This is a genomic window from Pseudomonas sihuiensis (assembly GCF_900106015.1).
Classification (GTDB): Bacteria; Pseudomonadota; Gammaproteobacteria; order Pseudomonadales; family Pseudomonadaceae; genus Aquipseudomonas; species Aquipseudomonas sihuiensis.
The window spans coordinates 3,187,356-3,201,548 of record NZ_LT629797.1 but is presented as its reverse complement, the minus strand read 5'-3'; the positions used below and the strand labels follow the sequence as shown (position 1 = coordinate 3,201,548).

Annotated in this window: 13 protein-coding genes; 7 read left to right on the top strand and 6 right to left on the bottom strand. The window is 57.9% G+C overall.

The window, feature by feature from the left end; genetic code table 11:
- Positions 1 to 166: 166 nt before the first annotated feature.
- The 6 genes from BLT86_RS15115 (at position 167) to BLT86_RS15090 (ending at position 9,191) form a co-directional block, all read left to right on the top strand.
- Positions 167 to 1,138, top strand: coding sequence for a YagK/YfjJ domain-containing protein (locus BLT86_RS15115; RefSeq protein WP_092377818.1), 972 nt, complete (start codon positions 167 to 169; stop codon positions 1,136 to 1,138).
- Positions 1,139 to 1,388: 250 nt separating this feature from the next.
- Positions 1,389 to 2,273, top strand: coding sequence for a helix-turn-helix transcriptional regulator (locus tag BLT86_RS15110; RefSeq protein ID WP_092377815.1), 885 nt, complete (start codon positions 1,389 to 1,391; stop codon positions 2,271 to 2,273).
- A 72-nt stretch (positions 2,274 to 2,345) separates the two neighbouring features.
- Positions 2,346 to 3,926, top strand: coding sequence for a type I restriction-modification system subunit M (locus BLT86_RS15105; protein WP_092377811.1), 1,581 nt, complete (start codon positions 2,346 to 2,348; stop codon positions 3,924 to 3,926).
- A complete protein-coding gene (gene rhuM / locus BLT86_RS15100) occupies positions 3,923 to 4,924 on the top strand; it encodes a virulence RhuM family protein (RefSeq protein WP_092377806.1) in 1,002 nt (333 codons plus the stop codon). The genes BLT86_RS15105 and rhuM overlap by 4 nt, the downstream gene beginning before the upstream one ends.
- Entirely contained in the window at positions 4,921 to 6,156 is a 1,236-nt protein-coding gene (locus BLT86_RS15095) for a restriction endonuclease subunit S (RefSeq protein WP_092377803.1), read from the top strand. Before rhuM ends, BLT86_RS15095 begins: the two co-directional genes overlap by 4 nt.
- Positions 6,153 to 9,191 (top strand): type I restriction endonuclease subunit R, encoded by a 3,039-nt coding sequence (locus BLT86_RS15090; protein WP_092377799.1) that lies wholly within the window; start codon positions 6,153 to 6,155, stop codon positions 9,189 to 9,191. The genes BLT86_RS15095 and BLT86_RS15090 overlap by 4 nt, the downstream gene beginning before the upstream one ends.
- A 203-nt stretch (positions 9,192 to 9,394) precedes the next feature.
- Here the strand turns inward: BLT86_RS15090 and BLT86_RS15085 are convergent, their stop codons facing one another.
- The 3 genes from BLT86_RS15085 to BLT86_RS15075 all read right to left on the bottom strand — a co-directional run bounded on the left by BLT86_RS15085 (position 9,395) and on the right by BLT86_RS15075 (position 11,054).
- Positions 9,395 to 9,805 (bottom strand): VOC family protein, encoded by a 411-nt coding sequence (locus BLT86_RS15085; protein WP_071543408.1) that lies wholly within the window; start codon positions 9,803 to 9,805, stop codon positions 9,395 to 9,397.
- A 152-nt stretch (positions 9,806 to 9,957) separates the two neighbouring features.
- Positions 9,958 to 10,674 (bottom strand): hypothetical protein, encoded by a 717-nt coding sequence (locus tag BLT86_RS15080; protein WP_092377796.1) that lies wholly within the window; start codon positions 10,672 to 10,674, stop codon positions 9,958 to 9,960.
- A 26-nt stretch (positions 10,675 to 10,700) separates the two neighbouring features.
- A complete protein-coding gene (locus BLT86_RS15075) occupies positions 10,701 to 11,054 on the bottom strand; it encodes a hypothetical protein (RefSeq protein ID WP_058164154.1) in 354 nt (117 codons plus the stop codon).
- A gap of 135 nt (positions 11,055 to 11,189) precedes the next feature.
- On the opposite strand from BLT86_RS15075, the gene BLT86_RS15070 reads away from it, so the two are divergent.
- The gene (locus BLT86_RS15070; RefSeq protein ID WP_058164155.1) at positions 11,190 to 11,537 is read left to right on the top strand and encodes a helix-turn-helix domain-containing protein; all 348 of its coding nucleotides are present in this window, start codon (positions 11,190 to 11,192) and stop codon (positions 11,535 to 11,537) included.
- Positions 11,538 to 11,883: 346 nt separating this feature from the next.
- On the opposite strand, the gene BLT86_RS15060 is transcribed toward BLT86_RS15070, so the two are convergent.
- The 3 genes from BLT86_RS15060 to BLT86_RS15050 all read right to left on the bottom strand — a co-directional run bounded on the left by BLT86_RS15060 (position 11,884) and on the right by BLT86_RS15050 (position 14,122).
- Positions 11,884 to 12,090 (bottom strand): hypothetical protein, encoded by a 207-nt coding sequence (locus BLT86_RS15060; RefSeq protein WP_058164156.1) that lies wholly within the window; start codon positions 12,088 to 12,090, stop codon positions 11,884 to 11,886.
- Positions 12,091 to 12,132: 42 nt separating this feature from the next.
- Positions 12,133 to 13,026: a recombination directionality factor gene (locus BLT86_RS15055; RefSeq protein ID WP_092377793.1), complete on the bottom strand. Its 894-nt coding sequence runs from the start codon at positions 13,024 to 13,026 to the stop codon at positions 12,133 to 12,135.
- A gap of 91 nt (positions 13,027 to 13,117) precedes the next feature.
- The gene (locus tag BLT86_RS15050; protein ID WP_092377790.1) at positions 13,118 to 14,122 is read right to left on the bottom strand and encodes a YqaJ viral recombinase family nuclease; all 1,005 of its coding nucleotides are present in this window, start codon (positions 14,120 to 14,122) and stop codon (positions 13,118 to 13,120) included.
- Positions 14,123 to 14,193: the final 71 nt, after the last annotated feature.

The following is a 14,193-nucleotide window of genomic DNA, read 5'->3' as shown; positions in this document are numbered from 1 at the left end:
GTCAGGGCTGCATCTATTGATATAGCTATTAACTACCAACTCTTACTAACCATCACTAACCATCACTACCCATCACCACTGACTACACCAGAGGGAAAGAAGACCAGTAAAAAAAGAAAAAGACCACTTACCTGGTATGCACCAACAACCAACCAGGTACTCAGCCATGAACAACCGCAAGCACAACACCCACCTCTCACAGTCCGACATAGCCCTGAAGATCGAATCACTCGTCCAGGCTATCGAGCGCAGCGATACACCCGCATATCGGATTACGCACAAACGTTCAGGCTATGAGCAGGTCGAGCAGACCAGACTCTCCCGGTACTTCACCAACGTCCAGCAGATGTACAACCTGTTCGATGACCGAGTGCCATACGACTACAGCGAGCACCTGCAGGCGTTCCGGGAAGCCTGTGACGACATCGGCCTTCAGCGTTCACCCAATGGCCCTGTCTGCATGAGCGAGACAGGTACGTACTGGCTCAGTCATCAACAGAGCATGAACGTCCTCACCGAACGGATCCGTGAGTTGACCCGTCAGCAACGGTATCGGCGTAGGCCTGGGGGACGAGCCTATGAGGCACGCAAGCAGGAGGCGGAGATCATCGCGTACACGGATGCTGTGATGAGCCTTTACTCCCGCACTACGGTCATCAGACTGGACCTCTACTACCGACCTGAAGCTCAGGCCAGGCAGCGCGTCGAGCAGGTATTCGATCACCTGGATGATCTGATCTATGAGCACAGCCGTAATCCGATCTTCAAGCACCTTATCGGCTACATCTACGCCGTGGAGCAGGGGGATCGAAATGACAGTAGGGGTTACCACATCCATGCAGCCTACTTCTTCAATGGCAACATAGTGTGCCGGGATGCGCATAAAGCGATTGAGATCAGCGAACTGTGGGAGGAGGTCACTCGCCGTCAGGGCTATGCCCATAGCTGCAATCACGACAAGGATCAGTACGGCGACAAGCTAGGCATTGGCCAGATCGAGAGGGACGATCAGTCGAGACGGCCCCATACGCACTACGCCATGAAATACCTAGTCAAGGACGATCAGCACCTGCGCTTGAAGCCTGCGGGGGCTCGCTGTCTGCGTAAGGGCGCACTGCGGCGGTTCGTGCGGCGATGATCTAGGCCGTCGAACTGCTTCAGAGGCCGTCTCCGAGCTGACAAGTACTCGGCGCTTATCGCGATGTTCATTTCGACTCACATGTGCACGCCCGGCCTTGACGTGGAAGGCCGGGCGTCCGGGTAGTCGAAGAGTGTCTTGATTTGTTGCGAATCAAAATGATCTTTAAACGATGCTTCCATGATTTTTAATTGCGGGCATAGTGACCGCAATTTATGCTGCTCCGGCTTTATTTACGGCCAGTCCAACCATGACCGCTGAAACTCTCTCGCAGCTAACGCAAGCCCAGCGTGATCGCCTCGCCTACCTGGAGTTACGCCTGCGATTCGTGGGGGAGATAGGCCGGCAGGATCTGCTTCAGCGTTTTGGCATTAAAACGGCTGCCGCTACTCGCGACCTCGCCACCTATCGTGAGCTCGCCGGCAACAATCTGGCGTATGACCGCAGCAGCAAAATCTACACGCCGACCAAGGAGTTCCGGCCGATCTTCACCTTCTCTGCTGACCGGGTAATGGCCTGGCTGGCAGAGGGTTTTGGTGATGGCGAGCCGGCGAGCAGTGCGCCGGGAATCTCCTGCGTAACGTCCGGGCGTCTTACCCAGCCGGATCTGGATACGCTGGGTATCGTGACGCGTGCCATTTACCACCGCTGCCCTCTGCGTGTGGATTACTACTCCCTAGGCAGCGGCAAGACCCAGCGGGAGATCGTCCCGTTTGCCCTCATCGATACGGGCTTGCGCTGGCACGTGCGCGGCTATGACCGTAAGCGCGGTGCGTTTCGGGACTTCGTGGTCACGCGCATCAGGCGGCCGAAGCTGCTGATGGAGTCTCCCGTCGCCGAGCACGAGCGACCGGAGCAGGATGTCCAGTGGAGCCGGATATTGGAGGTCGAACTGGTGCCGCACCCCGACCAGCCGCATCCGGACATCACCGCTATGGATTACGCCATGCAAGACGGCGTGCTGCGCCTGAGGTTGCGCGGGGCCACGGCGGGTTACGTACTGCGCAAATGGAGCGTCGACTGTTCGCCAGATCATCGGCTGCGTGATCCGGAATACCGCCTCTGGCTGAAAGATCCCCTGCTGCTCTACGGCGTGGAAACAGCGGTGCTGGCGCCCGGTTACCGAACAGCCTGAACGAACGATTACATACACGCCGCGATGCGTTAGTCATCCGGCGACACGAAAACTGAGAGTGATTACCGCCCCATGAGCAACACCAGAGATCTTGAACGCGCCGAACTGCACAAAACCATCTGGCGCATCGCCAACGACCTGCGTGGCAGCGTCGATGGCTGGGACTTCAAGACCTACGTTCTTGGCATGCTGTTCTACCGCTTCATCTCGGAGAACCTGACCAGCTACCTCAACGAACAGGAGCGTCGGGCGGGTAGTGCGGATTTTGACTACAGCGATTTGGCAGACGCCCACGCTATCGTGGGCCGTTACGAAACGGTTCAGGAAAAGGGCTTCTACATCCTGCCGTCGCAACTGTTCGCCAATGTGCGCAAGCGCGCCCGCCATGACCCGAACCTCAACGAAACCCTGTCGAAAGTGTTCAAGGACATCGAGGCCTCGGCGTTGGGCGCGGGTAGTGAGGACGACTTCAAGGGGCTGTTCGATGACCTGGACGTCAACAGCAGCAAGCTCGGCCCCACCGTGGCCAAACGCAACGAAAAGCTGGTCAAGCTGCTCGATGCCATCGGCGATCTGCCGCTGGGCAACAGCTCGGGCAATTTTGTCGACAACAGCATCGACCTGTTCGGCGACGCCTACGAATACCTGATGCAGATGTATGCCTCAACCGCCGGCAAGTCCGGTGGCGAGTTCTACACCCCGCAGGAAGTCTCCGAACTGCTGGCCCGCATCACGGTGGTGGGCAAGAAGGAGGTCAACAAGGTTTATGACCCAGCCTGCGGCTCCGGCTCGCTTTTGCTCAGCTTCTCCAAGGTGCTGGGCCACAACAAGGTGCGTCAGGGCTTCTACGGCCAGGAAATCAACCTCACCACCTACAACCTGTGCCGGATCAACATGTTCCTGCACAACGTGAACTACGAGAAGTTCAACATCGCCCATGGCGACACGCTGACCGACCCGGCGCACTGGGATGACGAGCCCTTCGAGGCCATCGTCTCTAACCCACCGTACTCGATCAAATGGGAGGGCGATGCCAACCCGCTGCTGATCAATGACCCGCGCTTCGCTCCGGCCGGCGTGCTCGCGCCCAAGAGCAAGGCCGACCTGGCCTTCACCTTGCACATTCTCAGCTGGCTGGCAGTCAACGGCACGGCTGCCATTGTCGAGTTCCCCGGCGTGCTCTATCGCGGCGGTGCGGAAGCCAAGATTCGCAAGTACCTGATCGACAACAACTACGTCGATGCCGTCATCCAGTTGCCGCCGGATCTGTTCTTCGGCACCACCATCGCGACCTGCATCGTCGTGCTGAAGAAGTCCAAGCGCGACAACGCCACGCTGTTCATCGACGCCTCCAGCCTGTTCGTGCGTAGCGGCAACAAGAACAAGATGTTGCTCGATCACCAGCGCAAAATCCTCGACGCATTCACCGCTCGCCAGAACATCGACCATTTCGCACGCATGGTTGAGAACGGCGACATCGCCGCCAACGGCTACAACATCGCCGTCTCCAGCTATGTCGAGCAGGCCGACACCAGCGAAGCGGTAGACATTCGTGAGCTCAACGAGAAAATCAGCGGCATCGTTGCCCGGCAAACGGAGCTGCGGAAGCAGATCGATGCCATCGTTGCGGATCTGGAAGGAGCCCTGGCATGAGCGAGCAGCCAGCAGGGGAGATCATTCTTTACCAACGTGGCGATGCAACCGCCATCGATGTGCGGCTAGACGGCGATACCGTCTGGCTGACCCAGGAGCAGATGGCGGAACTGTTCGGCAAGGCCAAGTCGACCATCAACGAGCACATCAAGAACGTCTTCGAGGAAGGCGAGCTGGTGCCGGAGCAGGTGATGAGAAAAATCGGAATTTCCGAATTTTCTACCAAGCCGACCAACTTCTATAACCTCGACGTCATCATCTCGGTCGGCTACCGGGTCAAGTCGCAGCAGGGCACGCGCTTCCGCATCTGGGCCACCGAGCGCTTGCGCGAATACCTGGTCAAGGGCTTCACCATGGATGACGCGCGCCTGAAGAACCTGGGCGGCGGCAGCTACTGGAAAGAGCTGCTGGATCGCATCCGCGACATTCGCTCCAGCGAGAAGGTGCTCTACCGCCAGGTGCTCGACCTGTACGCCACCAGCGTGGATTACGACCCCAAGGCCGAAGCCAGCGTGGTGTTCTTCAAGGCCGTACAGAACAAGCTGCATTACGCAGCCCACGGCCAGACAGCGGCGGAAGTGGTCAGACAGCGCGCCGATGCCGGTAAGCCCTTTATGGGCCTGCTGTCCTTCAGTGGCAAGCAGCCCACCAAGGCCGAAGTCACCAATGCCAAGAATTACCTTAACGCCGACGAACTCAAACGCCTGAATACCCTGGTCTCGGCCTATTTCGACGCCGCCGAGTTCCGTGCCATGAACCATGAGCCGACCTATATGAAGGACTGGCTCGCGCACCTGGAGCAATTGATCCTGGCCATGGGTGGTAAGGCTCTGGAAGGTGCGGGCAAAGTCAGCCATCAGCAGGCCATTGCTCACGCCGAAACGGAATACGCCAAGTTCCGTGCCCAGTTGGCTGAGCAGCCGAGCGAGGTGGAAGCGGCCTATCTGGAAACAGTGAAGACGGTACAGAAGAAGATCAGCGGGAAGAAAAAGCCATGAGCCGGATCGATGCGTTGATCGCCGAGCTTTGCCCGGAGGGGGTGGAGTTCAAGGCAATTGGAGATTTGGGCGAGCTTGTGCGTGGCAACGGCATGCCGAAATCTGATTTTGTGGAGTCTGGAGTTGGATGTATCCACTACGGACAGATTTACACTCACTATGGCATTTGGGCGACCGAAACGAAGTCATTTGTTCCGGGGGCAAAGGCCGAAAGGCTAGCCAAGGTCGATCCTGGTGATCTTGTAATCACCAACACCAGTGAAAACATTGATGACGTTTGCAAGGCTGTTGCGTGGATTGGAGAAGCCCAGATTGTCACAGGGGGACATGCCACGGTCTTGAAACATGACCAAGACCCGAAATACCTCGCTTACTACCTGCAAACACCAAGTTTCTTCGCAGATAAGAAAAAGCATGCGACGGGTACGAAGGTTATCGATGTTTCGGCAAAGAGCCTTGCGAAGATCAGGATTCCGGTGCCACCACTCGCAGTGCAGCAGGAAATCGTGAAAATTCTTGACGCTTTCACGGAGCTTGAGGCGGAGCTTGAGGCGGAGCTTGAGGCGGAGCTTGAGGCGCGTCGCAGGCAGTACAAGTACTACCGCGACGCCTTGCTCGCTTTCAGCGATCAAGATATTCGCTGGGCCGCGATGGCCGAGCTCGGCGAGTTCATCCGGGGGCGGCGGTTTACCAAGGCTGATTACGTCGAGGACGGTGTGCCTTGTATCCACTATGGCGAGATTTACACCCGCTACGGTACGGCCGCAGATACGGCCATCTCGCATGTGCGTGCGGATATGGCCGCTTCACTGCGTTATGCCAAGCCCGGTGATGTAGTGGTTACCGACGTAGGGGAAACCGTAGAGGACGTTGGCAAGGCCGTGGCCTGGGTTGGCACCGAGGATGTTGCGATCCACGATCACTGCTACGCCTTCCGCCATTCGATGAACCCGAAGTTCGTTTCCTACTGCATGCAAACGAGCTCATTCATTGCAGAGAAGGCCAAGTATGTGGCGCGTACCAAGGTCAACACCTTGCTGATTGGCGGGTTCTCCAAGATTCGTATCCCAGTCCCATCGCTTGAAGAGCAAGAGCGCATCGTCGCCATCCTCGACAAGTTCGATGCGCTGGTAAATGACATCTCCATCGGCCTGCCTGCCGAGATCGCCGCTCGCCGTCGGCAGTACGCCTACTACCGCGACCGTTTGCTCACATTCAAGGAAGCCGCATGAGCATTGAGAACCAGCCCTATCGCTACGAGGCCATTGCACTCTCCAACGAGAGCACGGTGGTGGCCGAATTTCTGCCGGATGCGCTGGGTGTGCGCGAGACCGGCTACCAGAGCGAGGCGGCGCTGGAGAGTGCTTTTATCGAACAACTGCAGCGGCAGGCCTACGAGTACCTGCCGATCAGTTCCGAGGCCGAGCTGGTCGCCAACCTGCGGGCTCGGCTGGAGCAGCTCAACAAGATCGAGTTTTCCGACACGGAGTGGCAGGGCTTCCTCGCCACCTGCATTGCGGGCACCAATGACGGCATTCTGGAAAAAACCGCGCGCCTGCAGGAGGATCACGTCCAGGTCTTGAAGCGCGATGACGGCAGCAGCAAGAACATCTACCTGATCGATAAGGCCAATATTCACAACAACGTCTTGCAGGTGATCAACCAGTACGAAACGCCGACCGGCGAGCACGGCGGCAAGCACGCCACGCGCTTCGATGTGACGGTACTGGTCAACGGCCTGCCGATGGTGCACATCGAGCTCAAGCGCCGTGGCGTGGACATTCGCGAAGCCTTCAACCAGATCAACCGTTACCAGCGCGACAGCTTCTGGGCGGGCAGCGGCCTGTTCGATTATGTGCAGCTGTTCGTGATCAGCAATGGCACGCTGACCAAGTACTACAGCAACACCGTGCGCGACGGGCACTTGAAGGAGCAGGCCGGCAAGCGCAGCAAAAGCAAAACATCCAACAGCTTTTCCTTCACCAGTTGGTGGGCCGACGCGCGCAACCAGCCCATCACCGAGTTGGTGGGCTTTACCAAGACCTTCTTTGCCAAGCATTCATTGCTGAACGTACTCACCAAGTACTGCGTGTTCGATGTAGATCGCAAACTGCTGGTGATGCGCCCCTACCAGATCGTGGCCGCCGAGCGCATCCTGCAGCGCATTGCCACCTCAACCAATCACCGCCAGCTGGGCACTGTGGCGGCGGGTGGTTACATCTGGCACACCACAGGCTCGGGCAAGACGCTGACCAGCTTCAAGGCCGCCCAGCTCGCCCGTGGCCTGCCGGACATCGACAAGGTGCTGTTCGTGGTCGATCGCAAGGATCTGGACTACCAGACCATGCGCGAATACGAGCGCTTCGAGAAAGGCGCGGCCAACTCCAATACCTCGACCTCGGTGCTGCAGAAACAGCTGGAAGACCCGAACGCGCGGATCATCATCACCACTATTCAGAAGCTCTCGCGCTTCGTGGCCAAGAACAAGAAGCACCCGGTGTACGACGCGCATGTGGTGGTGATCTTCGACGAGTGCCACCGCAGCCAGTTCGGTGACATGCACAGCGAAATCACCCGTGTGTTCAAGCGCTACCACCTGTTCGGTTTCACCGGCACGCCGATCTTTGCGAAGAACTCGGGAACCGGTGGCAACCCGTTACGCCGCACCACCGAGCAGGCCTTTGGCGACAAGCTGCACACCTACACCATCGTCGATGCGATCAACGACAAGAACGTGCTGCCGTTTCGCATCGACTACATCAATACCCTCAAGGTGCAGGCGCGGATCAAGGACAAGCAGGTCTCGGCCATCGACACCGAGCGTGCCCTGCTGGCACCAGAGCGCATCAGCCAGATCGTCGGTTATATCCGCGAGCATTTCGATCAGAAGACCAAGCGCGCCAGCACCTATCGCCATGACGGCAAGCGGGTGGCTGGCTTCAACTCGCTGTTTGCCTGTGCCTCGATTGATGCGGCCAAGCGTTACTACGCGGAACTTGCCGCGCAGCAGCAGGAGCTACCCGAGGCCCAGCGGCTTAAGGTTGGGCTGATCTACAGCTTTGCCGCCAACGAGGACGACGAAGACGGCCTGCTTGGCGAGGAGGAGTTCGAGGCCGAGGGGCTGGATCAAAGCTCGCGGGATTTTCTGGACGCCGCGATCAAGGATTACAACGCGCTGTTCGCCACGAGCTTCGACACCTCGGCGGACAAGTTTCAGAACTACTACAAGGATCTGTCGCAGCGCCTGAAGAAGCGCGAGCTGGACCTGGTCATCGTGGTCAACATGTTCCTGACCGGCTTCGACGCCACCACGCTGAACACGCTGTGGGTGGACAAGAACCTCAAGGCGCATGGCCTGATCCAGGCGTATTCGCGCACCAATCGCATCCTCAACTCGGTGAAGACCTACGGCAACATCGTCTCCTTCCGCAATCTGGAGCAGGAAACCAACGATGCGCTGGCCCTGTTCGGTAACAAGGACGCCAAGGGCATCGTGCTGCTGAAGCCTTACGCCGAGTATTTCGCTGAGTACCAGACGCGCATCGGCGAGCTGCTCGACAAATTCCCTCTGGGGCAGGCCATCGTCGGCGAAGCGGCGCAGAAAGCCTTCATCAAACTGTTTGGCTCGATCCTGCGGCTGAAAAATATCCTGACGGCTTTCGACGATTTTGCCGGGAACGAGATTCTCAGCGAGCGTCAGTACCAGGATTACCAGAGCGTCTATCTGAATCTGTATGCCGAGTTCCGCACGACGTCCGAAGCGGAGAAGGAGTCGATCAACGACGACGTGGTCTTCGAGATTGAGCTGATCAAGCAGGTGGAAATCAACGTCGATTACATCCTGCTGCTGGTCGAGCAGTACCTGAAGAAAAAGGGCTCGGGCGAAGACAAGGAAATCCGCGCCACCATCGAACGCGCCATCAATGCCAGCCCCAGCCTGCGCAACAAGAAGGATCTTATCGTTCAGTTCGTGGAGTCGGTGAACACCAGAGCCAAGGTGGGCGCTCAGTGGCAGAGCTTTATGGCGGCCAAGAAGACCGAGGAACTGGAGCGCATCATCTCGGAGGAAAACCTCAACGCCGATGCTGCGCGCGAGTTCGTTGAACAGGCGTTTCGTGATGGCTCAATCCCCACGGCCGGCACAGCAATCACCAAGATTCTGCCGCCTGTTTCGCGCTTCTCCCAGGGCAACGGGCATGCGACCAAGAAGCAGGCAGTGCTGGGCAAGCTGGCGGTGTTCTTCGAGCGTTATTTCGGGTTGGTTTGAGGCAGGGAAAATAAAAAAGAAAGTAAGAGCATATGGGCAACCTAAGCTGCCCATATGCTCTTACTGCTATTTGGTTTGCTTGATGACTTTGATCGTTTAGTTAAAGGGGCCGGCTAAAGCAGGCCCCGAGTGAGCGAAGCGAACGACTTAAGCCATATGCTAGAAGCCTTTTCGCAGAACTGCTTTTTGAGCGGTTGCATGGGTTACGTGATAGTTCTGCATACGGCCGCGATTTTATTGCCATCTGGGTCGCGAACATAAGCGGCATAAAAATCGCTGCCGTACTGCGGCCGTAGTGCAGGTACTCCTTCAGATGTGCCGCCGTTCTCAATTGCTGCAGCATAGAAATTTCTGACCTCTTCCCATGTGTTGGCACGAAGAGCAACCATTGTGCCGTTGCCAGAAGTCGCAGTGTTTGAGTTGAAAGGCGTGCATACCCAGAGTGCAAGCTCTTTTGCTCCTCCAGCTTCATAGGTGCCCCAGCCGGCCCAGCCGTTCCAATTCGGCTCGTCACCTGTGTCGCATCTATTGAGGCCGAGCGGGGCAAGAGCTGCATCATAGAATTTAATTGCGCGCTCAAGATCGTTCGTGCCGAGGCATATGTATGCGAACACAGATGTTTACCTATGGCTTCTAACCAGCGATAGAACCCCGCTGAGGATCCGGCACGCCAACACCACAGCGATCAGAAATCGTGGAAAGCGCACCATCAGAATCACCAGCAGCGATGCTTCAGACAGCCTGACAGGGTCCCGGTGGCCTGAGGCTACGGCAGTTTGCCTTTGCTGCACCAGCCCTTCCACTCATCCAGCTGCTCGCCGACGATCATCGCGTCCTCGCCCACGTCATCACGGAATGCCTTGATCCAGGCATTTAGACATTGCTCTGGATTGGTGCTTGCGCTGGCGTTTCCACCATTCAGGTCAGCCTGGAATTGCTCCCAGCCGCCGTCATAGTGCTGACTCAGCTCGAACTGGATCGCCTTCTGGTTATCGATACCCGAGTTCTCATAGAACTCTACGAGCATCTGCCCGGCCTCGGCGTAGCTGACCGCCTCGCCATCGAAAGCAGGGCCAAAGCCCTTCAGATAAGCTACAGGCTTGCCATCGCTGCTTTGTCCCATGTAGTACCAGATGGACAGCCTGACGTTTTCATCTTTGGGGTGATTGCCAACGACCGTGCCCTGTACCCGGCAGGTACCCTTACGACATACAGCCTCGTACTTGTTGGGATAGTTGAGATTCCGGCCTTGCTGTGCACTCCATTCGGTGATGTTCCGACTGGACATCAGCCAGACACAGTTCAGGGTGCCCTCATTGGTCAGGTGCGTTTTGCGCTGGAAACTGCAGGGGATCGCCTCGGGCAAGCCTTGCGGACTCAGTTCGTCTGGGAATGAGCCGTGCTGGTAACCGATAGCCATAGCTACCTGGCCATAGAGGCTGAAGACTATGGACAGCAGTGTGGTGGTGATGATTTTCTTCATGTCTTATCTCTCGTTGTTGGCCAGGGTCACTTCTTGTACGTGACCGTGAGCTTCTTGTTCACGTAGTCCTTAAGGACTTCGTAGTCGGGGTTGTACGTGGCCAATTGGTGGCCGGCGGTTGCTGCTGCGGCTATTGCGCCAATGGCAATTCCGGCAGGGAGGGAGGCCGCCCCCATGAGCCCTCCGATGAATCCGCCCTGTGCAATAGTCGCCTTCATGTCGCTGCGGATCCTGCACTTCATGCCCAGTGCCTCGATCTTAGTCTCGACCAGCTTGATCCCTTCCATAAAGTTGCCTCTCAGGCCGATGACCTCGAAAGACCGCTTGTTCTTCAGTAGCCCCTCAATCATGGCTTCATTCAATCCGGTAACAACATTCATCGCGCGCGACTCCCTGCATGGGCTCAATGGGTATGAAATAGGTTGGGTGTCAACCTAATGAGGTGAGTCTCGGTTTGTGAGGTCCTTCCTGTCAACGGGGTGGTGTTCGACCATTTGGGTTGACTTGGAGGGTGCATGCCGAAGAACGATTCAAAGCCGCTGGCGGAGCAGATTGGTCGTGCCATTGCCCGTCAGCGCATTCGTCGTGACCTCAGCCAAGAGAAGGTCGCCGAGAAGCTCAACATCGGTGCGGAGGCGGTTTCTCGCATTGAGCGTGGGCTGGTGATGCCCAATGTTGAGCGTCTGGTTGAATTGGCAGCCGTTTTTGAATGTGAGACGGCCGACCTGCTAACAGAGGGGAGTTCTCTACCTGCAGATCAGGCGCGTCGGCTACAGAGCCTGCTGGCTTCGCTGAGCGCAGAGGATCGGCTGCTGGTGCTGGATATTGTGGAGCGCTTGGTCGAGCGCTTTGCCCTCAACTGAGCGCCGAATGTCACTCTGCGCCCTCGTTGAAGCGCGCCCCACAACGTAGGCACAAGCAGTCAAAACCTGCGAAGTGAAAGCGCCCGACATCCTCAGCTACACGCAGTGCCGATGGGTAAGAGGGAAGAATCTCCGTTAACCCATTAGTAAGCGCCTCGTGGCTACCCTCTACCGGCGTGCGCCGTGCACCCTGGATTGCGCTGTCGACAAGCCCCAGAAGCAATGCAAGACCTTTGGCTGCTTCGCACGTGATGACGGCCCTGGACTCGCAGATCAAACAGTTTTGACTCATTTTGATTCTCCCAATTGGATAGTCGTTGGCCCCTTGCTGATCGGCATGGCCGTATCACTGCGCCGAAGGCTTGGTGGCTTTGGTTTGGTCCGGATTGCGAAAGACTTTCAGCAGTTTGCAGAGGATCCAGCAGGACAGGACAACAGCGACAAGCAGAGGTGGAAAGCGCAGCATCAGCAGCACGCTGATAACCAGCGCGCCTGCTGCAGCCAACGCGCCGATGAAGGTGAATAGGCACAGCAAAAATCTCAGTAGTGTCATGTCGAATCTCCGAAGGCCTGCCCGGGGTGGGCAGGCAAAGGGTTAGTGGGTTTGGCTGGCGAGCACTTCCAGCTTGTCTGCCAGCGAGCTGGGCGCAGGCGACGCTGTGTCGCCCTGACTGTCGGTTGTCGGGTCCGGGCTGGCGAAGAACTCCTCGACGATGGCACCGACATCCTCCTCGCTGTCCTCGAATGCGCCGTTGCCAAAGCCGCGTCGCGCAGCTTCATCCAGCGCAGCCTGATTGAAGCCGGCAGCCTGCCGCCGCGAATCGAGTTCACTGGCGGACACCAGTGCCTCTGCCATGTCCATGCCGCCGCGTACCGTCAGATCGGCGTAGAAAATCGGCGTGCCATGACTCTGGCGAGTCGACTTACCTCGCAGGCGCAACTCCAGCGGCAGACAGGCCAGGCGGTTTCCAGAGATGGCCTGGAAGTAATGCAGACGAGCGGCCAGGGTGCGGATGCTGTTGAAGCCGGTGGTGCGGAACACGAAGCTGCCCAGCGGATCCTCATCACCAATGACCACATTCAGTCGGCCGTAGGGCTTACAGGCACCGCCTTTGGCCAGTGGGCAGGCATCCGGTGAAGGGCAGGGCAGCGACTGCATGCCGTCCTGGGTAACCCGCTTACAAGTCTCGCCATTGCCCACGCAGACGGGGCGTCCGGATTGCCGGTCGAACAGCGTGTAGTCGGCTCGGAAATTCAGCTCCGGTTCGTTGAACAGCAGGCGTACCGGAATGCTGCGCAGCTTGTCGTCCTTGCCCTGACGCAGCTCGTCATTGAGTGGGTGAAGTAGCCAGCCGTCCTTGCCTTGCACCTGGGAAGTGATGGTGAATTGGTCATCCTTCTCGGGCAGGCGCTTGCCGTTCTTCTCGATGACCTTACCGATGGAAATCCGCCCGAGTATCGGTGGAGTGATAGCCAGACCTTTGAGCATGGTAATTCTCCTGGAAATGAAAAAAGGCCAGCCACGCAGCGCGAACTGCATGGACTGGCCAAGGGGAGGGAAGGGATGAATGAGGTTGGTTTCAGCCGACCAGGAAGCGCCGTGCACCCGGCTTCAGCAGTGGGTACTTGGCCTGCAGGTGCGGCTTGTCCTTGAGCAGTTGAGCGACATCGAGGCCGATGCTGTCCTTGGCTTTGCGCCAACTGACGTAGCCATTGGAAAACTCCGCCCGACTGGCGTCGCCCATGGCCTGCTGCAGCATCTGCTTGAGCTCGGCCTCACGCTTTTCCTTGTCGGCAATCGACTGGCGAACGGTCTTCAGTTCAAGGAAGGCTGCGGCCAGTCCGGCATGGCTGCTGAAGTCGACGGTCAGGCCGTTGTCCTCCGGATAGAGGCAGCGCAGGGCCAACTCTGCTGAAGCCGTGCCATCAGCCGGTGGTGGCGTATCCGTTTCCACGTAGTGCCAGAACTTGCGCTCCAGCTCGATCAGGCGAGCAATCATCTGCTCGTCACGCTCGATACGGTGGATCTCCAGCGTCTGGCCACCGAGTAGCACGGCTACATCTGCAGCCTGCTTGCCGGTGACTGCGAGCTGGTGCATCACTTGAAGCTGGACATACTCGGGCACGCCCTCTTTCCAGAGGCGTGCCCCGTTTATGCCGGCTGTCTTGCATTCCAGGATCTGCACATCGTCGGCCCCGATCACCTCGCGGTCGATGTTGGCCAGCATCCAGGGCAACTCCGGATCAGGATGCTGCAGCACGGCGTTGATGCGGCGTACCTTAGTCTTCGTGCGCTTGCTGTAGTGCCAGGCCACGATAGGCTCCAACACGTTGCCCCAGTACATCGGGCTTTCCTCATCCTGAGGATCAGCTTTGGGCATGCCAGCATCGCGCCCGGTCTTTTCCATCCAGAGTTCCAGCTGCGACTTATAGGGGTTCAGACCGACCGCCGCCGCAGCGTCCGAACTGCCGATGCCTTGTTTGCGGATCTGCAGCCAATCCTCTCGGGGCAGCTCCTTGGTGCTGACCAAGCGCAGAGCCGGACGGGACTTGCTGGTGCTGCGATTCAATGAAGTAGCTTTCATAGCGTTCACCTTGCAGAAATGGAAACGCCCGACCTGCAACGAAGCGGGTCGGGCGTTATGGGGGGGGTAAC

Excerpts from the sequence above, each read along its gene's own strand:
- BLT86_RS15115 (WP_092377818.1), top strand. The coding sequence starts at position 167 with ATGAACAACCGCAAGCACAACACCCACCTCTCACAGTCCGACATAGCC.
- BLT86_RS15110 (WP_092377815.1), top strand. The coding sequence starts at position 1,389 with ATGACCGCTGAAACTCTCTCGCAGCTAACGCAAGCCCAGCGTGATCGC.
- BLT86_RS15105 (WP_092377811.1), top strand. The coding sequence starts at position 2,346 with ATGAGCAACACCAGAGATCTTGAACGCGCCGAACTGCACAAAACCATC.
- rhuM (WP_092377806.1), top strand. The coding sequence starts at position 3,923 with ATGAGCGAGCAGCCAGCAGGGGAGATCATTCTTTACCAACGTGGCGAT.
- BLT86_RS15095 (WP_092377803.1), top strand. The coding sequence starts at position 4,921 with ATGAGCCGGATCGATGCGTTGATCGCCGAGCTTTGCCCGGAGGGGGTG.
- BLT86_RS15090 (WP_092377799.1), top strand. The coding sequence starts at position 6,153 with ATGAGCATTGAGAACCAGCCCTATCGCTACGAGGCCATTGCACTCTCC.
- BLT86_RS15080 (WP_092377796.1), bottom strand. The coding sequence starts at position 10,674 with ATGAAGAAAATCATCACCACCACACTGCTGTCCATAGTCTTCAGCCTC.
- BLT86_RS15075 (WP_058164154.1), bottom strand. The coding sequence starts at position 11,054 with ATGAATGTTGTTACCGGATTGAATGAAGCCATGATTGAGGGGCTACTG.
- BLT86_RS15070 (WP_058164155.1), top strand. The coding sequence starts at position 11,190 with ATGCCGAAGAACGATTCAAAGCCGCTGGCGGAGCAGATTGGTCGTGCC.
- BLT86_RS15060 (WP_058164156.1), bottom strand. The coding sequence starts at position 12,090 with ATGACACTACTGAGATTTTTGCTGTGCCTATTCACCTTCATCGGCGCG.
- BLT86_RS15055 (WP_092377793.1), bottom strand. The coding sequence starts at position 13,026 with ATGCTCAAAGGTCTGGCTATCACTCCACCGATACTCGGGCGGATTTCC.
- BLT86_RS15050 (WP_092377790.1), bottom strand. The coding sequence starts at position 14,122 with ATGAAAGCTACTTCATTGAATCGCAGCACCAGCAAGTCCCGTCCGGCT.